This is a genomic window from Marinactinospora rubrisoli, from assembly GCF_042664915.1.
In the GTDB taxonomy this organism is placed as follows: domain Bacteria; phylum Actinomycetota; class Actinomycetes; order Streptosporangiales; family Streptosporangiaceae; genus Marinitenerispora; species Marinitenerispora rubrisoli.
This window is the reverse complement of sequence record NZ_JBHTBH010000002.1, coordinates 557,337-582,277: the sequence shown is the minus strand read 5'-3', so window position 1 is coordinate 582,277 and position 24,941 is coordinate 557,337. Positions and strand designations below refer to the sequence as shown.

Here is a 24,941-nt window from a genome sequence, read left to right as displayed (position 1 = left end):
CGGCGGGCCCCCCGAACGCCCGCCCGCACGGCCACCCCGACCCGCGGCCCCGGGAGGACCCCGCAGTGTGGCGCTACTTCGGCCGGAAACTGCTCATCTACCTGCTCACCCTGTTCGCGGCGGTGACGGTCAACTGGATGATCCCGCGCTTCATGCCCGGCGACCCCGTCCAGAGCCGGCTCGCCCGCGCCTCGCTGCAGAGCCCCGAGGCGTCCGCCGCCATGGAGGAGTACTACCGCAGCGTGTTCGGCCTCGATCTGCCGGTCTGGCAGCAGTACCTCAACTTCTGGGGCGGGCTGCTCCGCGGCGACCTGGGGATCAGCATGTGGCTGTTCCCCCAGCCGGTGACCGGGATCCTCGCCGGCGCCGTGCCCTACAGCCTCGCGCTGCTGGTGCCCGCGATCCTGCTCAGCTGGTACGCCGGCAACAAGCTGGGCGCGCTGGCCGCGCGCGGCCGGTGGCTGGACAACACCGTGCTGCCGGTGGGCTACCTGCTCACCGCCATGCCGTACATGTGGCTGGCGCTGCTGCTCGCCTGGAGCCTGGGCATCGTCGCCGATCTCTTCCCGGTCGCCGGCGCCTACGGGTTCGGCCTGCAGCCGTCCTGGACGTGGACGTTCGCCGCCAGCCTGCTCGCCCACTGGTTCCTGCCGTTCCTGTCGCTCTTCCTCGTGGCGCTGGGCGGCTGGGCGATCGGGATGCGCAACCTGATCATCTACGAGCTGGAGTCGGACTACGCCAACTACCTGGAGTCGCTCGGCGCGCCGCGCCGGCTGGTCCGGCGCTACGCCTTCCGCAACGCGATGCTGCCCCAGCTCACCGGGCTGGCGGTCCAGCTCGGCACGATCGTCGCCGGGTCGCTGCTGACCGAGATCGTGTTCGCCTATCCCGGTATCGGCTACCTCATCCTGCAGGCCATCCGCAACCAGGACTTCTTCCTCCTGCAGGGGGCCTTCCTCTTCATCGTGATCGGCGTGCTGATCGCCAACTTCGTCGTCGACCTCGTCTACGTCCTCGTCGACCCGCGCGTGCGGGTCCAGATGCAGGGAGGCGCCGCATGAGCCAACCCTCCGACGAACGCGCCGCCGCGCCCGGGGCGGCACCCGGCCCCGAGGCGCCCGCTCCCGTAGCGGTCCCGGCCGCCCGGGGCCGCACCGCCTGGTATTTCGCGCTGCGCAACCGCAAGCTGGTCGGCGGGCTGGCCGTCGTCGCGCTGCTCCTGCTGGCCGGCGCCGCGGCCCCACTGCTCACCGGCCATCCCCCCAACGCCGAGGTCGGCCCGCCCAACCGGCCGCCGTCCGCCGAGTACTGGTTCGGCACCACCAACTTCGGCCAGGACGTGTTCTCCCAGTTCGTGTACGGGCTGCGCGCCACCTTCCTCGTGGGGGCGCTCGGCGGCGGGATCGCCGCGGTCGCCGGCATGGCGGTCGGCTTCGTGGCCGGCTACCGCGGCGGCGTGGTCGACGAGATCCTCAACATGATCACCAACGTGGTGCTGGTGCTCCCCTCGCTCGCCGTACTGCTCATCGTGGCCGCCTACCTCGACAGCCGCGGCGTGGCCGTGCAGGCGTTCTTCATCGGCCTGACGTCATGGCCGTGGGCGGCGCGCGCCATCCGGGCGCAGACGCTCTCGCTCAGCTCCCGTGACTTCGTGGACCTCGCCCGGCTCAGCGGGACGCGCACCACCGGCATCATCCTCCGCGAGATCGCCCCGAACATGAGCTCCTACCTGTTCATGACGTTCATCCTGCTGTTCGGCGGCGCCGTGCTCGCCGCCGCCGGCCTGGACTTCGTGGGCTTCGGCCCCACCGACGGGGTCTCCCTCGGGCTGATGATGCACAACGCGGTCAACTGGGGCGCCCTGCAACTGGGCATGTGGTGGTGGTTCGTGCCGCCCGGCCTCGGCATCACCGCGATCGTCGGCGCGATGTACATCATGAACGTCGGTCTCGACGAGGTCTTCAACCCCAGGCTGAGGGAGATGTGACGCGGTGACACTCCAGGTCCGCGACCTCCGGGTGCACTACCGGACCACCCGCGGCGACGTTCGCGCCCTCGACGGGGTCACGTTCGCCCTGGCCGACGGCGAGATCGCCGGGCTCGCGGGCGAGTCCGGCAGCGGCAAGACCACGCTCGGCAAGAGCCTGGTCCGGCTGGACGGCCGCATGCGGCACGTCGGCGGACGCGTCGAGCTCGACGGCCGCGAGCTGCCGATCGGCGACTCCCCCCGCATGGAGCGGTTCCGGTTCCGCGAAGTGTCGGTCATCCCGCAGTACGCCATGAGCGCGCTCAACCCCACCCGCCGGATCGGCACCATGATCCGCGAGCTGCTGCGCGCACGCGGTATCGGCCACCGGGAACTCCGCCCCGAGCTGGACCGCCGGCTCCGCCTGGTCGGTCTCTCGCCGGACGTGCTCGACCGCTACCCCATCGAGCTGTCCGGCGGCATGAAACAGCGCGTGGTGATGGTGCTGTCCACCCTGCTCGACCCGGCGCTACTGGTCGCCGACGAGGTCACCTCCGCCCTCGACGTCTCCACCCAGCGGGCGGTCGCCGAGGCGCTGGTGGAGTTCCGCGACCGTGGGTTCGTGCGCAGCATGATCGTGGTGACCCACGACCTCTCGCTCGTGTACCAGATCGCCGACAGCGTCATGGTGATGTACGGCGGCCGGCTCGCCGAGAAGGCCCCGGCCGCGGCCATCGTCGCCGCGCCCCGCCACCCTTACACGCGCAAACTCCTCGCCGCGCTCCCCGAACCCGGCGTCAGGTACGAGGGGAAACGGCTGTCCGGCATCCCCGGCAGCCCGCCCGAGCTGCTCGACCCGCCGGCCGGCTGCCGGTTCCGCGCCCGCTGCCCGCTCGCCGACGAGCAGTGCTCCCGGCAGCCGCCCTTCGCCGAGGTCGCCCCCGGCCACCACGTCGCCTGCTGGAAGGCCGAATGAGCTGATGCTGGTACTGGACTCGGTCTCCAAGGTCTTCCCCACGGGCGCGTTCGGCCGCTCCGGGGTCACCGCCGTGCGCGACGTCAGCTTCGCCGTGCGCCCCGGCGAGGTGGTCTCCCTGATCGGGGAGTCCGGCAGCGGCAAGAGCACCATCGGCCGCATGGTGCTGCGGCTGTCCTCGGTCACCAGCGGCCGGATCACCTTCGACGGCGCCGACATCGCCGGCCTCACCCGATCCCGGCAGCTCAAGGAGTACCATCGCCGGGTGCAGGGCGTCTTCCAGGACCCGTTCAGCTCCTACAACCCCATCTTCCCGGCCGACCGGGTCCTGGACGTGGTCCGGCGCGGCTTCTTCCCCGACGTCGGCGCCGCCGCGTGGCGGGAGCGCGTGGACGAGGCGCTGGAAGTGGTCCGGCTCGACCCCGGCCAGGTGCGCGGCCGCTACCCGCACCAGCTCAGCGGCGGCCAGCTGCAGCGGCTGCTCGTCGCACGGGCGCTGCTGCTGGACATCCGGCTGCTCGTCGCCGACGAGATCATCAGCATGCTGGACGCCTCCACCCGGATCGACGTGCTCAACCTGCTCGCCGACCTGCGGGCGCGCGGGCTCGGCGTCCTCTTCGTCACGCACGACCTGGCGCTCGGCAACTACGTCAGCGACACCACCGTCATTCTGCGCCGCGGCCGCGTCGTGGAGATGGGCGCCACCGCCACCGTGTACGCCGACCCGGCGCACCCCTACACCCGGCGGCTGCTCGCCTCGGTACCCCGGCTGGACCAGCGGTGGGCCGACCTGCCGCTCGACGCGGCCGACACCCGCCCCTGCCCCTACCACGCGCGCCACCCCCACGGGGGCCCGGCGCTGCTCGCGCTCGCCGAGGACCACCACGTCGGGTGCTTCGCCGAGGGCGACGCACCGTGCCAGGGCGCCGACGGGCCCCCGGCCTAGTGGGCGCCGCCCCGCTCCGTCCGCGCGCTCCGCCGCCCGGCCGCCGGCTCCCCGTCCCGGTGACGACCGACCGCCCCGACCGCGACATGAGGTGTGGAGGACACATGGCAAGGCGCATCGAGCTGCGCGACGACTGGACCCTGCACGCCGCAGCGGGCGCGGACGTCCCCGCGTCCGTCGGCGCGGCGGAGATCCCGGCGCACACACCGGGCTGCGTGCACACCGACCTTCTCGCCGCCGGCCTCATCCCCGACCCCTACCTCGGCGACAACGAGCACCGGCTGTCCTGGATCGGGCGCGCCGACTGGCGGTACCGGACCGTGCTCCCCACCGACGGGCTCGCCGGCGCCGAACGCGTCGACCTCGTCTGCGAGGGGCTGGACACCGTCGCCGACCTCGCCCTCGCCGGGCGGCCGGTCGGCGCCGTCCGCAACATGCACCGTGCCTACCGGTTCGACCTGACCGCGGTGGCGGCCGTGGCCGGCGGGACGCCCGGCGGCCGGGAGCTCACCATCGACTTCACCTCTCCCTACCGGTACGCCGAGGCGGTCCGCGCCGAACTCGGCGACCGGCCGGCCGCCTACCCCGACCCGTACCCGTTCATCCGGAAGATGGCGTGCAACTTCGGCTGGGACTGGGGGCCGGTCCTCGTCACCTCCGGCATCTGGCGGCCGATCCGGCTGCACGCCTGGCGCACCGCCCGCCTGGCCGGCGTCCGGCCCGAGGTCACCGTCGAGGCGGGACCCGGCGGCCAGGCCACCGGCCGGGTCGTCGTGCACGTCGATGTGGAGCGGACCGCCGCCGGTGGCGACCGTGTCCTCGCGCTCGCCGCCGAGGTGGCGGGGGAGCGGACCCGGGCGACGCTGCCGCCCGGGGCGACCACCGCGCGGCTGGAGCTCACCGTGCGCGAACCCGGACTGTGGTGGCCGCGCGGCCACGGCGACCCCGTCCGCCATCCGCTCACGGTGACGCTGTGCGCGGGCGAGACGGAACTGGACACCTGGCGGCGCGAGATCGGCTTCCGCTCGGTCGTGCTCGACACCGCCCCCGACGCCGACGGCACGCCCTTCACCATCCGGGTCAACGGCGCGCCCGTGCTGGTGCGCGGCGCCAACTGGATCCCCGACGACTGCTTCCCCAGCCGCGTCGGCCGCGACCGGTACCGCGAGCGCGTCGGCCAGGCCACCGGCGCCGGAATCAACCTGCTGCGCGTCTGGGGCGGCGGGGTGTACGAGAGCGACGACTTCTACGACGTGTGCGACGAGCGCGGCGTGCTCGTCTGGCAGGACTTCCTGTTCGCCTGCGCCGCCTACCCCGAGGAGCCGCCGATCGCCGGGGAGGTCGAGGCCGAGGCGCGCGAGGCGGTGCGGCGGCTGATGCCGCACCCCAGCCTGGTGCTGTGGAACGGCAACAACGAGAACCTGTGGGGGCACGTCGACTGGGGCTGGCGGGAATCCCTGGGCGAGCGCAGCTGGGGCGCCGGCTACTACCACGACCTGCTGCCGCGCATCGTCGCCGAACTCGACCCCACGCGCCCCTACTGGCCGGGCAGCCCCTACTCCGGGCGCCCCGGCCTGCACCCCAACGACCCCGCGCACGGGGCCACGCACATCTGGGACGTGTGGAACGAGCGCGACTACTCGCACTACCTCGACCACCGGCCCCGGTTCGTCGCCGAGTTCGGCTACCAGGGCGCCCCCGCGCACGCCACGCTGCGCCGCGCCATCGGCGAGGCGCCCCTGGACCCGGACTCCCCGGCGCTCGTGCACCGCCAGCGGGCCAAGGACGGCCTCCGCAAGCTCGCCGACGGCCTGCGCCGGCACTTCCCGCCACCGGCCGACGGCGATGACTGGCACTACCTCACCCAGGTCAACCAGGCACGCGCCATCACGCTCGGCGTCGGCCACTTCCGCGCCCTGTGGCCGCTGTGCAGCGGCGCGGTCGTCTGGCAGCTCAATGACTGCTGGCCGGTCATCTCCTGGTCGGCGGTGGACGGCGACGGGCGGCGAAAGCCGCTCTGGTACGCGCTGCGGCGGGTCTACGCCGACCGGCTGCTCGTCCTGGAGCCGGGCGCCGAGGGCGGCCTGGAGCTGGTGCTGTGCAACGACTCCGGCACCGGCTGGCGCGCGGAGGCCGCCCTGGCGCGGCACGACCTCGCCGGCCGGACCCTGGCCCGGCAGCAGGTCAGCGCCGCCGTCCCGCCGCGCGCCGTCGTCCGGATCCCGGTGTCCGCGCGGGTGGCCGTCCCCGGGCGGGCCGACCGCGAGTTCGTCACCGCCGACACCGGCGGGCCCGGCGACCGGGCCGTGTGGTTCTTCGCCGAGGACGCCGACGCCGCCTACCCCGAGCCCGAGTTCGACACCGAGGTGGCCGGCGGCCCCGGTGAACTGCGCGTCACCGTCACGGCCCGCACCCCGCTGCGGGACCTCGCCCTCTTCGCCGACCGGCTGCACCCGGACGCCGAGGCCGACGACATGCTGCTCACCCTGCTGCCCGGTGAGTCGCACACCTTCACCGTCCGGGGCGGCGACCCCGGGCCGGACGGCGCGGACCGGCCACCGGTGCTGCGCTGCGTGAACGAGGCGGTGCGCGCGGCCCGCCGTGTGGCGGACGCCATGCCGGGATGAGGCACATCTCGCCGCCGCCCGGTGTTGACGCCCGGTAGACGACCGGCCGGCCCGTCCCGCGCGCCCAGGCGCGGGGACGGGCCGGCTCCCGAGACCGGAGGTGCCCGACGTGGCCGCAGCGGCTGACGTTCCCCTGTCCATCCTCGACCTGGCGACCATCGTCAGTGGCGCGACCGCGGCCGACGCGCTGCGCAACACCACCGAGCTGGCCCGGCACGCCGACGAGTGGGGGTACCGCCGGTTCTGGCTGGCCGAGCACCACAACATGGCGGGGGTGGCCAGCTCGGCGACGTCGGTGCTCATCGGCCACGTCGCCGGCGCCACGCGGCGCATCCGGGTCGGCTCGGGCGGGGTGATGCTGCCCAACCACGCGCCGCTCGTCATCGCTGAGCAGTTCGGCACGCTCGCCACCCTGTACCCCGGCCGGATCGACCTCGGCCTCGGCCGCGCGCCCGGCACCGACCCGTGGACCACCCAGGCGCTGCGGCGCAAGCGCACCGAGCACGACGACTTCCCCGCCCAGGTCGAGGAGCTGCGCCGCTACCTCGCACCGGAGACCCCCACCCAGCGGGTGCGGGCCGTCCCCGGCCAGGGCACCCAGGTGCCGGTGTGGATCCTCGGCTCCAGCATGTTCGGCGCGGCACTGGCCGCCCAGCTCGGGCTGCCGTACGCGTTCGCCTCCCACTTCGCCCCCGACCTGCTGCACGACGCGCTCACCTACTACCGGGAGAACTTCCAGCCATCGGCCGAGCTGGAGCGGCCGTACGCGATGGCCGGGGTCAACGTCCTGATCGCCGAAGACGACGCCGAGGCCCGGCGGCTGTTCACCTCCACCCAGCAGCGCTTCCTCGCCCTGGCCACGGGCGGCCCGCAGCAGCTGCAGCCGCCGAGGGACGACATGCCCGAGGCCGAGCGGCGCCTCGCCGACTCCAAGCTGAGCGCGTCGGTGGTCGGCGCGCCGGAGACGGTGCGCCGGGGACTCGCCGACTTCGTGGCGCGCACCGGGGTCTCGGAGCTGATGGTGGTCACCGAGACCTACGACTTCAAGGCGCGGCTGCGCTCCTACGAGCTGCTCGCCGACCTCTGGAGCTGAGGAAGCGAGGCCCCGTCCCGGACGAGCGCCCGCCGAGGAGGTGAAGCCATGGACGCCTACGGCCGCGACCGCCGGCCCTTCGCCGCGCACCCCGGGATGGCGCGCGCCTTCCCACGGGGACGGCTGACGCTCGGGCTGATCACCCCGCTGGAGTCGTTCCGTGGCAAGGTGCCCACCCTGGAAGGGCACCTGGAGCTGGCCGGCGCCGCCGAGCGTGCCGGGATCGCCTCGCTGTGGCTGCGCGATGTGCCGTTCCTCGTGCCGCACCAGGGAGACGCCGGCCAGGTGCTCGACCCGTGGGTGTACCTGGGCGCGCTCAGCACGGTGACCAGCCGCGTCAGCCTCGGCACCGCCGCGATCGTGCTGCCGGTGCGGCACCCCGCCCACATCGCCAAGGCCGCCGCGTCGGTGGACCGGCTCTCCGGTGGGCGCATGCTGCTCGGGCTGGCCAGCGGCGACCGCCCCGACGAACTCGGCGCCTTCGGCATCACGGCCGGGGACCGGGAGGACCTCGGGGCGCGCAACCGGGCGTCCTGGGAGTACATCCGCCGGGCCGGCCGCAGCCCGAGCGCGCCGATCGACTCGCCGTTCGGCGCCGTGGCCGGCCGGATGGACCTGCTGCCCAAACCCGTCCACGACCGGCTGCCCATGCTGATGACCGGCCGGGGCGGGCAGTCGGTGGAGTGGATCGCCGAGCACGCCGACGGCTGGCTGTTCTTCACCGTCCCGGTCGAACAGCAGGCGCTCAACGTCAAACGCTGGCGGCGGCTGACCGAGGGGCCGGGGGCGGACGGGTTCAAGCCGTTCGCCCAGGGCATGGCGCTCGACCTCAGCGAGGACCCGGTCGCACCACCGCGCCGGCTGCCGCACGGCGGCCACTCCATGGGCCGGGAGCCGCTGCTCGACCTGCTGGAGGAACTAGAAGAGATCGGGGTGAACCAGCTCATGCTCAATCTGCGGCTCAGCCATCGGCCGATGGCGGACATGCTCGACGAGCTGGCCCGGTACGTGCTCCCCGCCTTTCCGCCCGGTGAGCCGGGCTGACCCGCCGCGCCCGGCACCGGGCGCGCACCGGCCGGTTCCCCTACGATCACCTCGGTGCGGCATCCGCCGCCGACCGTCACGCCGTACGACACGTCTGGAGCGCCACGTGAGCCCGAGGATCGCCACCAACACCAGGGTCAGCCGCGACGAACTGCTGGACTTCGTGCGTCCCCGGCACCGCGCGATCGTCCTGACCCGCCGTGCTGACGGCGCCCCACAGGCGTCGCCGGTGACCTGCGGGGTGGACACCGCCGGACGGATCGTCGTCTCGACCTACCCCGAGCGCGCCAAGGCCCGCAACGCCCGCCGGGACACTCGCGTCAGCGTGGTCGTGCTGTCGGACGACTTCGACGGTCCCTGGGTGCAGGTGGACGGCACCGCCGAGGTCATCGAGGGCGAGGAGGCCGTGGAGCCGCTGGTCGAGTACTTCCGCGTCATCTCCGGCGAGCACCCCGACTGGGACGAGTACCGCGACGCGATGCGCCGCCAGGGCAAGGCGCTGCTGCGGGTCACCCCGGAGCGGTGGGGACCGGTGGCCACGGGAGGGTTCCCGGCCCGGCTGGGCTGACCCGGCGCGGCATGGCCGGCCGGTGGCGCTCCGCTATACCGGCTCAGCCGTCGAGCGCCGCCGCGATCGCCGCCTCGGCGTGCAGCCGGGTCGTGGGGAACACCGGGACCGCGCTGTCCTGTGGGCGGATGAGCAGCTCGATCTCGGTGCAACCGAGGATCACCCCTTGTGCGCCGCGAGCCATCAGATCGCCGATCACCTTCTGATATGCCACACGCGACTCCTCGCGAACGATACCCAGGCACAGCTCCTCGTAGATCACCCGGTGCACCAGCGCCCGCTGGCCGGCGCCGGGAACCAGCACCTCCAGACCCTGCCGGGCCAGCCGCCCGCGGTAAAAGTCCTGTTCCATGGTGAACGCGGTTCCCAGCAGGCCGATCCTTCGCAGCCCCGCCGCCGTGACGGCCTGGGCGGTGGCGTCGGCCAGATGCAGCAACGGCACGGAGACCGCCGACGCCACCTCGTCGGCGACCTTGTGCATGGTGTTGGTGCAGATCAGCACCAGATCCGCGCCCGCCGCCTCCACCGCCCGCGCCGCGGCGGCCAGTACCTCGCCGGCCTCCGCCCAGCGCCCCTCGACCTGCAGTCGCTCGATCTCGGCGAAGTCGACCGAGTACAGAACACATTTCGCGGAGTGCAGCCCGCCCAGCCGCTCTCGCGTCAGTTCGTTCAGCAGCCGGTAGTACTCGGCCGTCGACTCCCAACTCATGCCGCCGATCAGCCCGATGGTTCTCATCCGCCCACCCTCGCACACGTCCGCTCGCCGGAGGCAGCGGCCACCGCGCTGAGAGGCGCCGCCGCGGCAACGGCCGCACGGGGCCGCGTGCGCGGCGGTCCCGGCCCGGGGCGGACCGGGTGGCGATGGTGCCGGCCGTTCCCAAGGGAAACGGTCGACGCACGCGGCCTTCGCCAACGTTTGCGCGCACGATGGCGCGCAGCGGGCGGGGCGCGGGGGCGCGGGTCGCGTCCGGAACCCCGGACTTCACCAGAGATGCCGCCGATCCGAAAAGTCGGACCCCGGTGCCGGTGGGACAGAATGGTGGCCATGGCCCCGGCGACGGGAACGCGGTGGGACGGAGAAGGGGGCGGCGGTGCGCGACGAAGCTCCGGACGGTCTCGGCCACGGCTCCGCGACGGGACGCCCGCACCCGGAGGCCGACGGTGCCGCGTCGACGGAGCCGGACCCGCCGCGACCGCTCCGTGCGGCCCGACTGGCCGACATCGCCCGGGCGGCGGGGGTGCACATCACCACGGCGTCCCGCGCGCTGCGCGGCAGCGACGGCGTGGGCGCGGAGACGGCCGCGCGGGTCCGCGAGGCCGCACGGCGGCTCGGATACCTGCCGCACCCGGCCGCCGCGAGCCTGCGCACCGGGCGTTCGACACTGTTCGGCGTGCTGGTGCCCCGGCTGACCGATCCCGTGGCGGCCGCCGTCTGCGAGGGCATCGAGCAGGGCGCCGCCGCGGCGGGCTACCAGACCGTCGTCGCCACCAGTGGGGACGACCACTACGCGCAGCGGCTGCGCGCGGAGGCGCTGCTCGCCAACCGGGTGGACGGCCTGATCCTGGGCGACGCCCGCACGGACTCGTTCCTGGTGCCCGAACTCCGGCGGCGCGGCGCGCGGGTCGTGCTGGTGTCCCGCCGCCTGCCCGGAGCGGTCTCGGTGACCTGCGACGACCTGCTGGGCGGGCGCCTGGCCGCCGAGCACTTGGTCGAGCTCGGGCACCGCGACGTCGGGGTGATCGCCGGGGAACCGTACGCCTCGACCGGGATCGAGCGCACCCGCGGCTTCGTCGCGGCCTTCGCCGACTCCGGACTGCCGGTTCCGGACGGCAACGTGCTGCGGTCCGGGTTCGACGCGCGCGGCGGCCGGCAGGCGGCCGAGGCGCTGCTGGCGCGCGACCCTCGTCCCACCGCGCTGTTCGCCGTGAGTGACACCGCGGCCGTCGGCGCCATGGGCGCCGTCCATGACGCCGGGCTGCGGGTCGGCGACGACGTCGCGGTGATCGGCTTCGACGACGTCCCGTTCGCCGCGGAGCTCCCGGTGCCGCTGACCACGGTCCGGTCCCCGATGCGGGAGATGGGGCGCCGCGCGGCCGCCGCACTGGCCGCCTTGGTCGATGGCGAGCGGGTCCAGCCGGTGCGGCTGCGCCCGGAACTGCGGGTGCGCGCCTCCACCCTGGGCACCCGGCGCTGAGGACGCGGGGCGCCGGCCGGCGGTGGACCGGCGCCCGGCCCGCCGCTAGCCGGGCTCGTCGTCCACCTCGACGTCGAACCGCACGTTCGTGCCCTCGACCTCGGTCGCGGTCACCGTGACGCCGTAGGTCTGGCCGTCGGCGGTGAGTTCACAGCGGACCGAGGCGCCCACCTCGGCCGGCAGGTTCTCCGGGCAGGTGACGTCGTCCGGCATCCGGCCGACCTCCGTCTCCAGTTGCCGGGCGACCTCGTTGGCCACGTCGTCCGATCCCACGCTGGATCCACCGATGCTGAAGGAGCACCCCGCCGCGGAGAGCAGAGCCGCCGCTCCCAGCCCGGCCGCCACCGCCCGGGGCACCGCCCCTGTGAGTCGTCGTGCCCGCACCTGACGTCCTCCGTTCCTGAAGCTTGCCTGGAGCGATCGCCCGGAGACTGAGAGCCCACGGACGCGCGTCCGGTTCCCGGAAACCCCGGCGGAATGGCGCACGGAAGGCGGGTCCGGCCGGGGTGGTCGGGGGAGTCTACCGGCGCCCGGCTTGTGCCGGCGGGGGATGTGCGCCACACTAATTACTGACCGAATGTTCGGTAAGGAAGGTGGGGCGGGATGACCACCACAGCGGACGGGAACGCCGCCGCGGACCCGGGCCTGCAGCGGCACTTCGATCGGCGGATCTCCGCGGAGCAGCGCATCGAGCCCCGCGACTGGATGCCCGACGGCTACCGGGCGACGCTGGTCCGGCAGATCGCCCAGCACGCGCACTCCGAGATCATCGGGATGCAACCCGAGGGCGACTGGCTGACCCGGGCGCCCAGCCTGCGGCGCAAGGCGATCCTCCTCGCCAAGGTGCAGGACGAGGCCGGGCACGGCCTGTACCTGTACGCCGCCACCGAGACGCTCGGCGTGGACCGGGCCGACCTCACCGGCCGGCTCATCTCCGGGCGGCAGAAGTACTCGTCGATCTTCAACTACCCCAGCCGCACCTTCGCCGACGTCGGCGTCATCGGGTGGCTGGTCGACGGCGCCGCCATCTGCAACCAGGTGCCACTCTGCCGCAGCTCCTATGGCCCCTACGCGCGCGCCATGGTGCGCATCTGCAAGGAGGAGTCCTTCCACCAGCGCCAGGGGTACGAACTGCTGCTGCGCATGATGGCCGGTACCCCCGAGCAGCGCGCCATGGTGCAGGACGCCACCGACCGGTGGTGGTGGCCCGCGCTGATGATGTTCGGCCCGCCGGACGCCGAGTCGCCCAACACGCAACGGTCCATGGCCTGGCGCATCAAGCGGCACACCAACGACGAGCTGCGGCAGCGCTTCGTCGACATGACCGTCCCGCAGGCCGAGAAGCTCGGCGTCACGCTGCCCGACCCGGAGCTGCGGTGGAACCCCGAACGCGGCCACCACGACTTCGGCGAGCCCGACTGGGCGGAGTTCCGGCGCGTGGTGTCCGGGCAGGGCCCGTGCAACGCCGAGCGGCTGCGCCGCCGGCGCGCGGCCCACGAGAAGGGCGCCTGGGTGCGCGAGGCGGCCGCCGCCTACGCCGCCCGCCGGCAGGCGGAGCGGGAACGGACGGAGGCACCGGCATGAGCGAGCGGCCGGCGCGGCCGGAGTGGCCGCTGTTCGAAGTGTTCGTGCGCGGCAAGCGCGGCCTCAACCACGTGCACGTCGGCTCGCTGCACGCGGCCGACCCCGCCATGGCGCTGCACAGCGCGCGCGACCTGTACACCCGCCGCAACGAGGGGGTCAGCATCTGGGTGGTCCGCTCGGCGGACATCACGGCGTCCAGCCCGGACGAGAAGGACCCGTTCTTCGCCCCGAGCGGCGACAAGATCTACCGGCACCCGACCTTCTACCCGATCCCCGACGACGTGCCGCACATGTGACCGGTGCGCGGCGGCACGAAGGCGGGAAGGGAGCGCGCGGATGACGGACACGGAGGAGACGAACGAGACGGGGGAGACGCCACCATGAGCGGCGACAGCGCCTACGACGCCATCGCGCAGGAGCACACCGGCGACGCCCGCTGGGCCTTCGGCACCGGGTTCACCGCCCCGCTCGCCGGGCTGCCGGCCGGCACCGGCACCGCGGTCCCGCCGGACGTGCCCGCCGGCGACCTCGCTGTGTACTGCCTGATGCTGGGCGACGACGCCCTGGTGCTCGCGCAGCGCCTCATCGAGTGGTGCACCGACGCCCCCGAGCTGGAGGAGGAGGTCGCGCTCGCCAACATCGCCCTGGACCTCCTCGGCCAGGCGCGGCTGCTGCTCACCCGCGCCGGTCAGGCAGACGGGACCGGCCGTGACGAGGACGCCCTCGCCTACTTCCGCGACCCTGGAGAGTTCCGCAACGTCCGGCTGGCCGAGGCCGGCAACGGCGACTTCGGGCGGACCATCGCCCGGCTGCTCGTCTTCGCCACCTGGCGGCTCGCGGTGTTCACCCGGCTCGCCGGCTCCGCCGATCCCGTACTGGCCGCCATCGCGGCCAAGGGCGTCAACGAGCTCGCCTACCATCGCGACTACGCGGCGCAGTGGACGCTGCGGCTCGGGCTCGGCACCGACGAGTCGCACCGTCGCCTCACCGCCGGACTGGCGGCCCTACGCCCGCTGCTCGGTGAACTCTTCGCCGTCCACCCGGTCGAGGACCGGCTCGCCGGGCACGGGGCCGCCGTGCGGCCCGAGGAGGTGTACGGCGAGGTGGCCGCCGTCCTGGAACAGGTCCGCACCGCGGCGGGGCTGGATCAGCCGATCCTCGGTACTTCGGCGTCCGCTCCGCCTCCGCCTCCGCCGCCGTCCGCGGCCGACTCGGGCCGCGACGGCGCGCACGGTGCCGAGCTCGTCGCGCTGCTCGCCGAGATGCAGAGCGTCGCCCGCGAGCACCCGGAGGCGACATGGTGAGCACCACCCGCACCGGCCCGGCCGGACTCGCCCGCGCCCGGGAGGCGGCGGCCGCGGTCCGCGACCCGGAGCTGCCCATGCTCACGCTCGCCGACCTGGGCGTCCTGCGCGGGGTCGAGGCGGACGCCGATGGCACCGTCGCCGTCGCCATCACCCCCACCTACTCCGGGTGCCCGGCCCTGGAGGCGATGCGCGACGACCTGGTCACCGCCCTGCACGCCGCGGGATTCCGGCGCGTGCGGGTGCGCACCGTGCTGTCCCCGCCGTGGAGCAGCGACTGGATCACCGCGGCCGGGCGGCGCGCGCTCGCCGAGCACGGCATCTCCCCGCCGGGACCGGCGCCGCGCCGCGCCGCGGGCCCGGTGCCGTTGACCCTGCTGCCCACCCGCACGGCCGCGCGCTGCCCGCACTGCGGCTCCGCCGACACCGAGGAGGTATCCCGCTTCGGGGCCACCCCGTGCCGCGCCCTGCTGCGCTGCCGGTCGTGCCGGGAGCCGTTCGAGCACGTCAAGGAGGTCTGACCGTGCGATCGGCCGAGTCCACGCCCGCCGCGACCCGCCCGGTCCGGGCCCGCCGCACGTTCCACCCGCTGCGGGTCGCCGCCGTCGACCGGCTGTGCGCGGACGCCGTGGCGGTCACCTTCGACGTCCCCACCGACCTCGCCGGGGCGTACGCGTTCGCCCCCGGGCAGTCCGTGACACTGCGCCGCCTCGTGGACGGCCGCGAGGAGCGGCGCAGCTACTCCGTCTGCGCGCCGGCCGGGGCGCCGCTGCGCATCGGGGTGCGCCGGGTCGCCGACGGCCTGTTCTCCTCGTGGCTGGTGGATCGGGTCCGCCCCGGCGACGCGATCGAGGTGCTGCCGCCGAGCGGCCGGTTCACGCCGGACCTGCGGACGGCCGCCCGGCACGTGCTGATCGGCGCCGGGTCCGGCATCACCCCGCTGCTCTCGATCGCCGCGTCGCTGCTGCGCGGCACCGGCTCCTCGGTGACCCTCGTGTACGGCAACCGGCGCACCGACACGGTCATGTTCGCCGACGAGCTGGCCGATCTGAAGGACCGGTACGGTTCCCGGCTGGAACTGCTGCACGTGCTGTCCCGGGAACCGCGCGAGGCCGACCTGCTGACCGGACGGCTGGACGCCGCCAAGATCGAGGCGCTGCTGTCCACCCTGATCGCCGCCGAGGGCGTGGACCACTGGTGGCTGTGCGGCCCGCACGGCATGGTGCGCGACGCCCGCCGGGTCCTCTCCGCCCGTGGGGTCCCCGCGGCCCGGGTGCACCAGGAACTGTTCTTCGTCGAGGACGTACCGCCGCCCGCGCGTCCGCCGCAGGACGATCCCGAGGCCGCGGGCCCCACCAGCGAGGTCACCGTGGTGCTGGACGGCCGCAGCACCACGCTGACCCTGCCGCGCGACGTCCCGGTGCTCGACTCCGCGCAGCGGGTCCGCGCGGACCTGCCGTTCGCCTGCAAGGGCGGGGTGTGCGGCACCTGCCGGGCGCGGGTCACGGCCGGCCGCGTCCAGATGCGGCGCAACTACGCGCTGCAGGACGACGAACTGGCCGCCGGGTTCGTGCTGTGCTGCCAGTCGCTTCCCGTCACCGACGAGGTCACGGTGGACTTCGACGCCTGACGTGGCCGCCGGAGCCGCCGGGCGACCGGGGTTTCGGACGGGGCTGGTGTGCTGTACGGGCGGTTTCGGCCACCCGTTGGTCACGATATGTGGCGAAGCGTGAGCGTAGAGCCCGCCGCCTGCGAGATGATCGGGCGAGCGATGACGCGCGACGACGAATGATGGCGTCGCCGGCATCGCGGATCGTGCTCGCCGAGCAGGGAGGGCTGAAATGCAGTTGGTCAGCCGTTCGGATCTCGGGTGGGGGGCGAGCGGCGCCGACGCCGCGAACCCCACGCGGGGCCTGGTGATCCACTACGACGGCTCCAACCAGGGCCTGGCCGACAAGAAGCACTCGGCCTGCGTCTCCTACTGGAAGTCAACCCGCGACTTCCACGTCAACACCAACGGATGGGCGGACATCGGCTACTCCTACGGAGCCTGCCCGCACGGCTACGTCTTCGAGGGCCGCGGCCTGAAGAAGTACCAGGCCGCCCAGGGCACCACCGCCGGCAACCGCGACTGGTACAGCGTCACGCTGATGTCCGGCCCCAGCGAGAAACCGCCCGGCGCCCAGATCAACGCCGTCCGTGAGCTGCGCGGCTACCTCATGGAACGCGGGGTCGCCGGAACACTACGGGGGCATCGCGACTTCGCCTCCACCACCTGCCCCGGCGACATCCTCTACCGGCTGGTGCAGGACGGAACGTTCAGCCGGAAGGGCGACAGGAAGGACGACGACATGCCCGAGCACAGACGGTACCGGGGACGGGACCTCAGCGTCCGGATCCCCCGGGGCGAATGGCGGTACGTGCCGTTCAACCAGCGGGGAGCGGACCGCCTCGACACCTTCGACTACTCGGTGGCGTTCGGCCCCGTGCAGTTCGTGGCCTCGGTCGGCATCCGGCTGACCGGACTCGCCCCCGGCGCGGAGGTCCAGCTGCGCGCCGTGGAGGTCACCGGCTCCGGTGACGACTGGGAGATCGCGCAGTCGTACGCGATCAACTCTCCCCAGCACACCAACGCCGGAGGGCACTTCACCCACACGTGGAACGGCAACTGCGTGGACGGCAACCGGCTCCGCTTCTACGTGACGCACTTCAGCAACGGCGACCAGCCGGTCGTGCTGGAGTCCTCCGACGCCTCCGTGCACACCTGGTCCTACTGAATTCACGGGTTTCCATCGGTTTCCACCGTCCCAGCGATTCGCTGCCGAACGAGGCGCCGCCACATCGGCGCCCGCCTTCCCCCGCCGCCTGAGGCGGGTGCCACGACGCCCCCGGACCGGACCCGGCCCGGGGGCGTCGCGCGTCCGGACCCGCCGGACGCGGCGGCGGACGTTCGTCCGGCGCGTCCCGGGTCCGGCCCTTGACTGTGATCCGGACCACCTGCCATAGTTTCGGTCACGTGGCCAGTTGGTTAATTGGTCAGACCATCTGGCAGACCGATGCCCAGGGAGCCTCATGAACCTCCACTCACTGCTCGCCCGGCGTGCGGCCGACGAGGGCCCGGTACGCGTCGGCGTCATCGGCGCCGGAAAGTTCGCGTCCATGTTCCTCACCCAGGCGCTCACCTCCCCGGGGATGCACGTCGTCGGAGTCGCCGACCTCGACCCCGGCCGCGCCCGCGCCGCGCTCGCCCGCACCGGCTGGCCCCCCGAGCGCTACGCCGCCACCGGATTCGACGAGGCGCTGCGGACCGGCGGCACCCACGTCACCGACAGCGGCGACGCGCTCATCGACGCCCCCGGGATCGAGGTGATCCTGGAGATCACCGGCAACCCGGTCGCCGGCACCCACCACGCGATGCGCTCCATCGACGCCGGCCGGCACGTCATCATGGTCAACGTCGAGGCCGACTGCATGGTGGGGCCGCTGCTCGCCGAGCGCGCCCGCCGCGCCGGAGTCGTCTACTCGATGGCCTACGGCGACCAGCCGGCGCTGATCTGCGAACTCGTCGACTGGGCCCGGACCGTGGGGTTCGACGTCGTCGCGGCCGGCAAGGGCACCAAGTACCTCCCTGAGTACCACGCCAGCACCCCCGACACCGTGTGGGACCACTACGGCTTCACCGCGGAGCAGCTCGCCACCGGCGACTTCAACCCCAAGATGTTCAACTCCTTCCTCGACGGCACCAAGTCCGCCATCGAGATGGCCGCCGTCGCCAACGGCACCGGCCTGGCGCCGCAGGACGAGGGCCTGCTGTTCCCGCCCTGCGGGGTGGACGACCTGCCTACGGTCTACCGCCCGCGCGAGGTCGGCGGCCGGCTCACCCGGAAGGGGACCGTCGAGATCGCCTCCAGCCTGAACCGGGACGGCACGGAGGTCGAGCGCGACCTGCGGTGGGGCGTCTACGTGACGTTCGAGGCGCGCACCGACTACGCGGCGCGGTGCTTCGCCGAATACGGGGTGCACACCGACCCCACCGGCCGCTACGGCGCGCTGTACCGGCCCTACCACATGATCGGCCTGGAGCTGGGTGTCAGCGTCGCCTCGGTGGCGCTGCGCGGCGAGCCCACCGGCGCGCCGACCGGCTTCCGTGGCGACGTCACGTCGGTCACCAAGCGCGCGCTGCGGGCCGGCGAGGTCCTCGACGGGGAGGGCGGGTTCATGGTCTACGGCCGCCTGGCCCCGGCGCAGGCGTCCCTGGCCCAGCGGGCGTTCCCGATCGGGCTGGCCCACGGAGCACGGATCCGTCGCGACGTCCCGGCCGGTACCGTCCTGACCTGGGACGACGTCGAGGTGGACGAGTCGGTGCTCGCCGTGCGGCTCCGCCGCGAACTGGAGAGCGCCGCCCGCGCCGCCGCGTAGTACTCCGCGCCGGGGGCGCCCGCCGCCGGCCCGGAGGGCCCCGAGCCGGGGCCGCCGTAGGGTGGGGCAGTGCAGGAGCACCACCACCCCCCGCTCGCCAGAGGAGTCGCGTGAGTCCCGACAACCCGGGCGCCTGGGAGCCCGTCCGAAAGATCCGCACGTACGAGCAGGTCATGGCGCAGATCGAGCAGCGCATCCTGGACGGCTTCCTGCGGCCCGGGGACCGGCTGCCGAGCGAACGTGACCTCTCCCAGCTACTGGGCGTCAGCCGGCCGTCCCTGCGCGAGGCGCTCCGGGTGCTCGAAGCGCTCGGCGTCGTGGAGGTGCGGTCCGGAGGCGGCCCCGAAGGCGGATCGGTCTTCGTCGGCACCCCGGGTGAGGGCTTCGCCAACCTGCTCAAACTGCAACTCGCCCTCGGCCACTTCAGCGACGAGGACGTCCTGCGTACGCGGGTGTTCCTGGAGGAATGGGTCGTCGCCGAGGCCGCCCGGCGGTCCACGCCGGAGGACCACGACCGGCTCCGCGCGATCCTCGACCAGATGGACGGCACCGGACTCAGCGCCCGGGACTTCAACCGGCTCGACACCGAGTTCCACGTCGCCATGGCGCAGGCGACCGGCAACGCCCTCGGCGCCTACCTCATGAGTTCGCTGCGCACCGCCATCCACCGCCGCATGATCGCCGCCTACGAGGGCCTGACCGACTGGCGGGCGACCGCCACCACGGTCCGCCGGGAACACCGCGACATCCTCGACGCCATCGAGAAACGCGACGCGGATCGCGCCGCGCGGCTCGTCCGCCACCACATCACCAGCTTCTACGACACCACCACAACCGCCGGACAGGTCATCCCCCGTACCCGGTAGCCGACGGCCCTCCGCCGCACGGACCCGGTCACCTGCCACCCGGCGACCGGACCGTGGAGCGGAGCGGCCGTCTCCGCTCCCGTGACGAAGGGAGCCACCCGTGAGCGACACTTCTCCGCGCCCCGCGGCGCACGACCCCGAGGCGGGGTCACCGGACCGACTCCGTGTCGCCCTCGGCAGCACCGTGGGCACCACCATCGAGAACTACGACTTCCTCGCCTACGGCACCGCCGCCGCGCTGTACTTCGGGCCCGCCTTCTTCCCCGGCGACAACGCCCTCTTCAGCACGCTCGCCGCGTTCGGCACTCTCGGTGTCGGGTTCGCGATGCGGCCCATCGGCGGGATCATCGGCGGCCACGTGGGCGACCGGATCGGCCGGAAACCGGTCCTGGTCGGCGCCCTGCTGCTCATGGGCGCCGCCACGGTCGGCATCGGCCTGCTGCCCACCTACGAGCAGGTCGGCATCCTCGCGCCGATCCTGCTGGTGCTGCTCCGGCTGCTGCAGGGCATCGGGTTCGGCGCGGAGTGGGGCGGCGCCATCCTCATGACGTTCGAGCACGCCCCGCGCCGCCGGCGCGGCTTCTACTCCGCCATCCCGCAATCGGGCGTCCCGCTCGGCCTGCTGCTCGCCAACGTGGCGTTCCTGCTCAGCGCCGGACTGGACGATCACCTCGCCTGGCGGGTGCCGTTCCTGTGCAGCGCGGTGCTCATCGTCGCCGGCATCCTCATCCGGATGAAGGTCTCGGAGTCGCCGGAGTTCGAGGAGGCGCAGCAGCAGGACGAACTCGTCCGCAGCCCGGTGCTGGAGGTGCTCCGCCGGGACTGGCGGACGGTGCTGCGCGCCATCGCGCTGCGGCTCGCCGAGACCGGAGGGTTCTACGTCACCGTCACCTACCTGCTGAGCTACCTCCAGGAGAACGAGCTCGCCACCCGCGGCGTCGCCCTCACCGGCATCGTGCTGGCGTCGGCGATCGGCGTGTTCGGCACACCCCTGTTCGGCGCGCTGTCGGACCGGGTCGGCCGCCGGCCCGTGTACCTCGCCGGATGCGTGCTGACGACCCTGTACGGCGTTCCGCTGTTCCTCATGATGAACACCGGCGACGCGGTCGTCATCGTGATCGGGTTCGTCATCGCCCTGGCGGTGGCGCACGACTCGCTGGCCGGCGTCCAGGCGTCCTGGTTCTCCGAGCTGTTCGACACCCGCACGCGCACCTCCGGGGCCTCCCTCGGCTACCAGGGCTCGGCGGCACTGTCCGGCTTCATCCCGTTCATCGCCACCGCGCTGGCCGCGGCGCTGGACTGGGTGGGCGTCGCGCTGCTGTTCAGCGCCGTCGGCGTCATCGGCGCGGTCGGGGTCGCGGTGACCCGCGACACGTGGGGCCCGGCGGAGCGGCGCGCCGCCGCCCTGCCGCTCCGCGGCCGGTCGGGGTGAGACCTCCGCGTTCCCCGGGCCGGGCGGTCCCGGCCCGGGGAACGCGTACCCCTCAGTGGCCCGGAGCCGCGGCCAGGGCGGCGACCTGACCGGCCAGCGGTGGCGCCCCGGAGCGGTTGTCGACCACCAGGTGTGGCGCGGCCGGCGGCTCGTCCGGGCGGGTGCGCGCGACGAACGCGTCGAAGGCGGCGAGCTTGCCCGCGTCGCGTTCACGGCCGCGCTCGCGCAGCCGGGCCCGCAGCGTCGGCACGTCACAGCGCACCCACACCAGGCGGACCGGGTCGCCGCCCAGTTCGGCCGTCCAGGAGCGCCACCGGCGGGCGTCGCGGATCTGCCCGGTGAAGGGCGCCACCAGCATCACCGGCGCGCCGGCCGACCGGATCTGGCGCGCCGCCGCCGTCATCCCGCCGTACTCGTGCACCTTGACGTGCGCGTCGTACCACGGCCCCTCCCGCTCGCCCCGTGGCCGGCCGTGCGCATCGAGCACGGCGGCGGCGAAGCCGCTGAACAGGGCGTCCTTGTCGAGCAGCGCGGGAACCGGGTACAGCGTCCGCAGCAGCAGGTCCGCGACGGTGGACTTGCCCGCGCCGGGCGCCCCGGCGACGACCCACACCGCCGCGGCTTCGGAAGATGGCCGCATGGGGACCAGCCTGCCGCCTCACCGCACCGGCGGCAATCGCCGGACGGTGCCGGACCGGAGTTCCCGGGCGATGGCCCGCCGTGGGGGAGCGGCGGCACACCACCGCGCGGGGCCGCCCCGGGCGCCCGGTACACCGGGCGGCGTCAGGACTCGTCGCCGAGCAGGTCCGGCGCGTAGTACTCGTCCACCGGCAGCGGCCCTCGATAGCCCTGGCACATGCACTTGCGGTAGCTGCTGGACTGCTCACCGGTCCACCGGCCGGGGATCACCACCTGCGCCTGGCAGAGCCGCTTCTCGGCGTCGTGGAAGACCAGATGGTGCCCGCAGCCGCAGATCGGCTGCGGTGACCGGGGCGCGGCCGCGACGGCCTGCCGGGGCTGCGGCCTGCCGGGGCGGCGGTTCGGCAGCGCACGGCCGACCAGCACCCCTCCCAGCGCGATCGCCGCGCCGATGACCAGACTCAGCGGGTCCATGTGCCACCGCCCTCTCTCCGCCGCTGGCACCTATTGTGGCGCACCGTCCGCCGCCCGGGCGGGCGGAACGGAGCCGGTGAGCATGTCGGCGCGCAGCGCCTTCAGCGTGGCGATGTCGGCCGCGTGCGGCCCCGCGGGGCCGGGCGTCTCCACGACGATGGGCACACCGGCGCTCACCGGGTGCCGGAACAGTTCCGCGAACGGGCGCGCGCCGATATGGCCGGCCCCGATGTTCTCGTGCCGGTCCCGGTTGCTGCCACACGGCGCCTTGGAGTCGTTGGCGTGCACCAGCCCGAGGCGTCCCGGTCCCACCACCGCGGCGAACTCGTCCAGCATGGCGCGCATGCCCTCAGGGGTGGCGATGTCGTGCCCGGCGCCGAAGGCGTGCGCGGTGTCCAGGCACACTCCGGCCTTGGGGTGGTGGTCGAGCGCCGCGAGGTAGGGGCCCAGGTGCCCGACCGCCGCGCACAGCACCTGGCCCTGCCCGGCCATGGGCTCCAGCAGGACGGGTGGCGCGTCGTCGGCCAGACCGTCCAGGACCGGCAGCAGCCGCTCCCGCATGCGCGCCAGCCCGGCGGCGCGTTCGCCGCGCACGGCGGACCCGGTGTGCACCACGACGCCGCGGGCGCCGATCTCGGTTCCGCGCCGCAGCGCGTGCTCGACGGCCGCGACCGACTTCGCGGCCACCTCGGCGTCCGGGGAGCCCAGGTTCACCAGGTAGGGCGCGTGGATGTAGACGGGCAGGGCGGTCCGGGCGCGCAGCCGCGCGTCCTCGCCGGGATTCCCGGGCGTGACGGCCCAGCCGCGCGGGTTGGTGACGAACACCTGCACGGTCTCCGCGCCGACCTCGTCGGCGTAGGCGAGACCGCGGGTCGCCAGCCCGCCGGCCACGGGGACGTGCGCCCCGACGGGCGAAGGGGGCAGTGCGTGCATGACGCGACCAGCCTAACGTCGCTGCGCGGCGCCCGGATCCGCCGCCGGAACCGTGCGATGGGGCCCGAAGCGCGCCCGGATCGGTGTGACGGCCCGGCCAGTGGGCACCCCTGACATGTACCCACCCGATCGGGGGCGGGGACCGGCCGGTTCTGAGTACGAGCGCTCAGGCGCGGCCGGCCGACGGCGGCCAGGATGGCGGTATGAACCACACGAGAACGACCTCACTGCGGCCCGCGTGGCAGAACGTCGCCTTCGGGGCGCTCGTCGGACTGGGCACCACCGTCGTGGTGGGGCTGATCGTCGACGGCGCCGGCTGGGTGGTCAACGGCCTCACCGCCGATCAGGTGATCGGCGCGAACATCGGCCTGGGACTGGCCACGTTCGCGGCACGGCTGGTCGGCACGCCGCTGGCCGGGTGGTGGCTGCTGCGCCTGCTGAACGTGCCGCGGCCGGGTGCCGCGGCGCTGATCGGCGCCGTGGCCTACGTCGTGATGGGCTGGTCGCTGCAGGGCGACCCGGCGCTGCCGGGGGCGATCCTCGGCTGGCTGATCCTGGGCCCGATCGCCGGCGCGGCCGGGGTCTTCGCCGCGGGACTGCTGCCGGGCCGGGCCGGGCGCCGCTCATGAGCGGCACCGGCGCGGGGACAGGAGGGCGGGCGGCGGAAGCCCCGTCAAGGGCCTGAGCCGGGTGCGCAACGAACGAGCGCGGTTCGGTGGCGTTCGGCGGGGAGATCATGGATGCTGGCGTGCATGGTCTCGGTAGTGCAGAACGTGGCGATCGACTGTGCGGATGCTTATGAGCTGGCTCGGTTCTGGAGCCGTGTGACGGGCCGTCCGCTGCATCCGGAGGACCGGCCGGGGGACCGGGAGACCCAGGTGCCGCTGGCGGAGGGCCCGGTGCTGTACTTCAACCAGGTGCCCGAGGCCAAGACGGTCAAGAACCGGATCCACCTGTGCCTGCGCCCCGAGACGTCGCGTGATCAGGAGGTGGACCGGTTGCTGGGCCTCGGTGCCACCTTCGTCGCCGATCACCGGAATCCCGATGGATCCGGGTGGGTCGTTCTCGCCGATCCCGAAGGCAACGAATTCTGCGTCCTGCGCAGCGAGTCCGACCGAGCCGCCGTGCATTCCTGACGCTCGCGCGCCGTCCCGGCCGTCGCGTGTGAGGGCCGGTCACGGCCGCTCGCCGACGGCGGCGGCGATGCCGGCCGTTTCGCGGCGGGCGGCGAACTCGCCGTGCCGGGCGGCCACCGCCCCGGCGCCCCGTGCGGCGGTCGCCGCCGATGTCGACCGCGAGCGCCCGTGGTAGCCGGTCCGGCCGGCGCGGTGCGCGCCGGCCCGGGCGCCGCCGGGGCGGCTACTCGTCGTCCTCGTCCTCGTCGTCGTCACCGGTCATCGTGTCCACGCAGACCGCGATCGCGAGCACCAGCGCCGGGTCGCCACCGGCGTCCTCGCGGAAGGTGTTGACGTCCACCGCGTAGGTGTCGACCAGCCGGAACCACTTGCGGGAGATGATCGCGATCGGGCCGGCGTCATCGGTGATCTCGTACTCCTTGTCGAAGAAGTCCCCGGTGATCTCCCACTCGCCGCCGGCGGCCAGTTCGACGATCAGCTTGTCCTTGATCGGGTTGAACAGCCGCTTGCGCACGGTGGCCACCGGCTCGCCCTCGCGCTCGACCGTCATCGTGTCGCGCATGCTGATCAGCTTCTTGCGGATGACGAGGAGCTCGTTGCCGTCCATGTCCTTGAGCTCGAAGGTCTTGCGGATCCGCAGCGCCTTGCCGTCCACCAGGAAGACGCGCTCGCCCTCCTCGTTCTCCACCCAGAAGTCGTCGCCGATGTCGAAGATGCGCTCGCGCACCAGGAACTTCAT

General features: G+C 73.7%; 26 protein-coding genes. 20 read left to right on the top strand and 6 right to left on the bottom strand.

Translation table 11 applies throughout. The features are described 5' to 3' along the window. Positions 1 to 65 precede the first annotated feature (65 nt). From ACFQRF_RS06680 to ACFQRF_RS06645, 8 genes are all read left to right on the top strand, one after another. Complete coding sequence (locus ACFQRF_RS06680) at positions 66 to 1,061, top strand: ABC transporter permease (protein WP_379869709.1); 996 nt, start codon at positions 66 to 68, stop codon at positions 1,059 to 1,061. Next, on the top strand, positions 1,058 to 1,987 hold the full coding sequence (locus ACFQRF_RS06675) for an ABC transporter permease (protein WP_379869707.1): 930 nt from the start codon (positions 1,058 to 1,060) through the stop codon (positions 1,985 to 1,987). Before ACFQRF_RS06680 ends, ACFQRF_RS06675 begins: the two co-directional genes overlap by 4 nt. Before the next feature lie 4 nt (positions 1,988 to 1,991). Then, on the top strand, positions 1,992 to 2,942 hold the full coding sequence (locus ACFQRF_RS06670) for an ABC transporter ATP-binding protein (protein WP_379869705.1): 951 nt from the start codon (positions 1,992 to 1,994) through the stop codon (positions 2,940 to 2,942). 4 nt (positions 2,943 to 2,946) lie between these two features. Then, positions 2,947 to 3,888 (top strand): ABC transporter ATP-binding protein, encoded by a 942-nt coding sequence (locus ACFQRF_RS06665; protein ID WP_379869703.1) that lies wholly within the window; start codon positions 2,947 to 2,949, stop codon positions 3,886 to 3,888. Between the two features lie 104 nt (positions 3,889 to 3,992). Next, positions 3,993 to 6,515: a glycoside hydrolase family 2 protein gene (locus tag ACFQRF_RS06660; protein WP_379869701.1), complete on the top strand. Its 2,523-nt coding sequence runs from the start codon at positions 3,993 to 3,995 to the stop codon at positions 6,513 to 6,515. A gap of 100 nt (positions 6,516 to 6,615) precedes the next feature. Next, a complete protein-coding gene (locus ACFQRF_RS06655) occupies positions 6,616 to 7,608 on the top strand; it encodes an LLM class flavin-dependent oxidoreductase (RefSeq protein ID WP_379869699.1) in 993 nt (330 codons plus the stop codon). A 48-nt stretch (positions 7,609 to 7,656) separates the two neighbouring features. Then, positions 7,657 to 8,652 (top strand): TIGR03571 family LLM class oxidoreductase, encoded by a 996-nt coding sequence (locus ACFQRF_RS06650; protein ID WP_379869697.1) that lies wholly within the window; start codon positions 7,657 to 7,659, stop codon positions 8,650 to 8,652. Positions 8,653 to 8,758: 106 nt separating this feature from the next. Then, entirely contained in the window at positions 8,759 to 9,220 is a 462-nt protein-coding gene (locus ACFQRF_RS06645) for a PPOX class F420-dependent oxidoreductase (RefSeq protein WP_379869695.1), read from the top strand. A gap of 43 nt (positions 9,221 to 9,263) precedes the next feature. Here the strand turns inward: ACFQRF_RS06645 and ACFQRF_RS06640 are convergent, their stop codons facing one another. Continuing rightward, the gene (locus ACFQRF_RS06640; RefSeq protein ID WP_379869694.1) at positions 9,264 to 9,956 is read right to left on the bottom strand and encodes an aspartate/glutamate racemase family protein; all 693 of its coding nucleotides are present in this window, start codon (positions 9,954 to 9,956) and stop codon (positions 9,264 to 9,266) included. 355 nt (positions 9,957 to 10,311) lie between these two features. Between ACFQRF_RS06640 and ACFQRF_RS06635 the strand changes: the two genes are divergently transcribed. Continuing rightward, the gene (locus ACFQRF_RS06635; RefSeq protein ID WP_379869692.1) at positions 10,312 to 11,415 is read left to right on the top strand and encodes a LacI family DNA-binding transcriptional regulator; all 1,104 of its coding nucleotides are present in this window, start codon (positions 10,312 to 10,314) and stop codon (positions 11,413 to 11,415) included. Positions 11,416 to 11,460: 45 nt separating this feature from the next. On the opposite strand, the gene ACFQRF_RS06630 is transcribed toward ACFQRF_RS06635, so the two are convergent. Next, on the bottom strand, positions 11,461 to 11,760 hold the full coding sequence (locus ACFQRF_RS06630; protein WP_379869784.1) for a DUF4333 domain-containing protein: 300 nt from the start codon (positions 11,758 to 11,760) through the stop codon (positions 11,461 to 11,463). A 258-nt stretch (positions 11,761 to 12,018) separates the two neighbouring features. Between ACFQRF_RS06630 and paaA the strand changes: the two genes are divergently transcribed. The 9 genes from paaA to ACFQRF_RS06585 all read left to right on the top strand — a co-directional run bounded on the left by paaA (position 12,019) and on the right by ACFQRF_RS06585 (position 21,020). Continuing rightward, complete coding sequence (gene paaA, locus ACFQRF_RS06625) at positions 12,019 to 12,999, top strand: 1,2-phenylacetyl-CoA epoxidase subunit PaaA (RefSeq protein WP_379869690.1); 981 nt, start codon at positions 12,019 to 12,021, stop codon at positions 12,997 to 12,999. Then, entirely contained in the window at positions 12,996 to 13,295 is a 300-nt protein-coding gene (gene paaB / locus ACFQRF_RS06620; RefSeq protein ID WP_379869688.1) for a 1,2-phenylacetyl-CoA epoxidase subunit PaaB, read from the top strand. The genes paaA and paaB overlap by 4 nt, the downstream gene beginning before the upstream one ends. A gap of 84 nt (positions 13,296 to 13,379) precedes the next feature. After that, positions 13,380 to 14,303: a 1,2-phenylacetyl-CoA epoxidase subunit PaaC gene (gene paaC / locus ACFQRF_RS06615; protein WP_379869686.1), complete on the top strand. Its 924-nt coding sequence runs from the start codon at positions 13,380 to 13,382 to the stop codon at positions 14,301 to 14,303. Beyond that, complete coding sequence (paaD, locus tag ACFQRF_RS06610) at positions 14,297 to 14,824, top strand: 1,2-phenylacetyl-CoA epoxidase subunit PaaD (protein ID WP_379869684.1); 528 nt, start codon at positions 14,297 to 14,299, stop codon at positions 14,822 to 14,824. The genes paaC and paaD overlap by 7 nt, the downstream gene beginning before the upstream one ends. Positions 14,825 to 14,826: 2 nt before the next feature. Further along, on the top strand, positions 14,827 to 15,933 hold the full coding sequence (gene paaE / locus ACFQRF_RS06605; protein ID WP_379869682.1) for a 1,2-phenylacetyl-CoA epoxidase subunit PaaE: 1,107 nt from the start codon (positions 14,827 to 14,829) through the stop codon (positions 15,931 to 15,933). Between the two features lie 211 nt (positions 15,934 to 16,144). Further along, positions 16,145 to 17,080 (top strand): peptidoglycan recognition protein family protein, encoded by a 936-nt coding sequence (locus ACFQRF_RS06600; RefSeq protein WP_379869681.1) that lies wholly within the window; start codon positions 16,145 to 16,147, stop codon positions 17,078 to 17,080. Positions 17,081 to 17,375: 295 nt separating this feature from the next. Beyond that, the gene (locus ACFQRF_RS06595; protein WP_379869680.1) at positions 17,376 to 18,722 is read left to right on the top strand and encodes an NAD(P)H-dependent oxidoreductase; all 1,347 of its coding nucleotides are present in this window, start codon (positions 17,376 to 17,378) and stop codon (positions 18,720 to 18,722) included. A gap of 110 nt (positions 18,723 to 18,832) precedes the next feature. Next, positions 18,833 to 19,588, top strand: a complete 756-nt coding sequence (locus ACFQRF_RS06590) for a FadR/GntR family transcriptional regulator (protein WP_379869678.1) — start codon at positions 18,833 to 18,835, stop codon at positions 19,586 to 19,588. Positions 19,589 to 19,688: 100 nt separating this feature from the next. Then, positions 19,689 to 21,020, top strand: a complete 1,332-nt coding sequence (locus ACFQRF_RS06585; RefSeq protein WP_379869677.1) for an MFS transporter — start codon at positions 19,689 to 19,691, stop codon at positions 21,018 to 21,020. Between the two features lie 52 nt (positions 21,021 to 21,072). On the opposite strand, the gene ACFQRF_RS06580 is transcribed toward ACFQRF_RS06585, so the two are convergent. The 3 genes from ACFQRF_RS06580 to ACFQRF_RS06570 form a co-directional block, all read right to left on the bottom strand. After that, on the bottom strand, positions 21,073 to 21,660 hold the full coding sequence (locus ACFQRF_RS06580; protein ID WP_379869675.1) for a P-loop nucleotide/nucleoside kinase family protein: 588 nt from the start codon (positions 21,658 to 21,660) through the stop codon (positions 21,073 to 21,075). A gap of 143 nt (positions 21,661 to 21,803) precedes the next feature. Continuing rightward, positions 21,804 to 22,133 (bottom strand): hypothetical protein, encoded by a 330-nt coding sequence (locus ACFQRF_RS06575; RefSeq protein ID WP_379869674.1) that lies wholly within the window; start codon positions 22,131 to 22,133, stop codon positions 21,804 to 21,806. A gap of 30 nt (positions 22,134 to 22,163) precedes the next feature. Further along, a complete protein-coding gene (locus ACFQRF_RS06570) occupies positions 22,164 to 23,066 on the bottom strand; it encodes a deoxyribonuclease IV (protein ID WP_379869673.1) in 903 nt (300 codons plus the stop codon). A 203-nt stretch (positions 23,067 to 23,269) separates the two neighbouring features. Here ACFQRF_RS06570 and ACFQRF_RS06565 point away from each other — a divergent pair, with 203 nt between their 5' ends. Further along, complete coding sequence (locus ACFQRF_RS06565) at positions 23,270 to 23,695, top strand: hypothetical protein (RefSeq protein WP_379869671.1); 426 nt, start codon at positions 23,270 to 23,272, stop codon at positions 23,693 to 23,695. A 123-nt stretch (positions 23,696 to 23,818) separates the two neighbouring features. Next, on the top strand, positions 23,819 to 24,202 hold the full coding sequence (locus ACFQRF_RS06560) for a VOC family protein (RefSeq protein ID WP_379869669.1): 384 nt from the start codon (positions 23,819 to 23,821) through the stop codon (positions 24,200 to 24,202). Between the two features lie 223 nt (positions 24,203 to 24,425). On the opposite strand, the gene ACFQRF_RS06555 is transcribed toward ACFQRF_RS06560, so the two are convergent. Continuing rightward, entirely contained in the window at positions 24,426 to 24,941 is a 516-nt protein-coding gene (locus tag ACFQRF_RS06555) for an LURP-one-related/scramblase family protein (RefSeq protein WP_379869668.1), read from the bottom strand.

Coding starts and splice junctions, on each gene's coding strand:
- paaB (WP_379869688.1), top strand. CDS start 12,996: ATGAGCGAGCGGCCGGCGCGGCCGGAGTGGCCGCTGTTCGAAGTGTTC.
- ACFQRF_RS06560 (WP_379869669.1), top strand. CDS start 23,819: ATGGTCTCGGTAGTGCAGAACGTGGCGATCGACTGTGCGGATGCTTAT.
- ACFQRF_RS06650 (WP_379869697.1), top strand. CDS start 7,657: ATGGACGCCTACGGCCGCGACCGCCGGCCCTTCGCCGCGCACCCCGGG.
- ACFQRF_RS06580 (WP_379869675.1), bottom strand. CDS start 21,660: ATGCGGCCATCTTCCGAAGCCGCGGCGGTGTGGGTCGTCGCCGGGGCG.
- paaA (WP_379869690.1), top strand. CDS start 12,019: ATGACCACCACAGCGGACGGGAACGCCGCCGCGGACCCGGGCCTGCAG.
- ACFQRF_RS06675 (WP_379869707.1), top strand. CDS start 1,058: ATGAGCCAACCCTCCGACGAACGCGCCGCCGCGCCCGGGGCGGCACCC.
- ACFQRF_RS06665 (WP_379869703.1), top strand. CDS start 2,947: ATGCTGGTACTGGACTCGGTCTCCAAGGTCTTCCCCACGGGCGCGTTC.
- ACFQRF_RS06555 (WP_379869668.1), bottom strand. CDS start 24,941: ATGAAGTTCCTGGTGCGCGAGCGCATCTTCGACATCGGCGACGACTTC.
- ACFQRF_RS06640 (WP_379869694.1), bottom strand. CDS start 9,956: ATGAGAACCATCGGGCTGATCGGCGGCATGAGTTGGGAGTCGACGGCC.
- ACFQRF_RS06565 (WP_379869671.1), top strand. CDS start 23,270: ATGAACCACACGAGAACGACCTCACTGCGGCCCGCGTGGCAGAACGTC.
- ACFQRF_RS06600 (WP_379869681.1), top strand. CDS start 16,145: ATGCAGTTGGTCAGCCGTTCGGATCTCGGGTGGGGGGCGAGCGGCGCC.
- ACFQRF_RS06660 (WP_379869701.1), top strand. CDS start 3,993: ATGGCAAGGCGCATCGAGCTGCGCGACGACTGGACCCTGCACGCCGCA.
- paaC (WP_379869686.1), top strand. CDS start 13,380: ATGAGCGGCGACAGCGCCTACGACGCCATCGCGCAGGAGCACACCGGC.
- ACFQRF_RS06575 (WP_379869674.1), bottom strand. CDS start 22,133: ATGGACCCGCTGAGTCTGGTCATCGGCGCGGCGATCGCGCTGGGAGGG.
- ACFQRF_RS06595 (WP_379869680.1), top strand. CDS start 17,376: ATGAACCTCCACTCACTGCTCGCCCGGCGTGCGGCCGACGAGGGCCCG.
- ACFQRF_RS06570 (WP_379869673.1), bottom strand. CDS start 23,066: ATGCACGCACTGCCCCCTTCGCCCGTCGGGGCGCACGTCCCCGTGGCC.
- paaD (WP_379869684.1), top strand. CDS start 14,297: ATGGTGAGCACCACCCGCACCGGCCCGGCCGGACTCGCCCGCGCCCGG.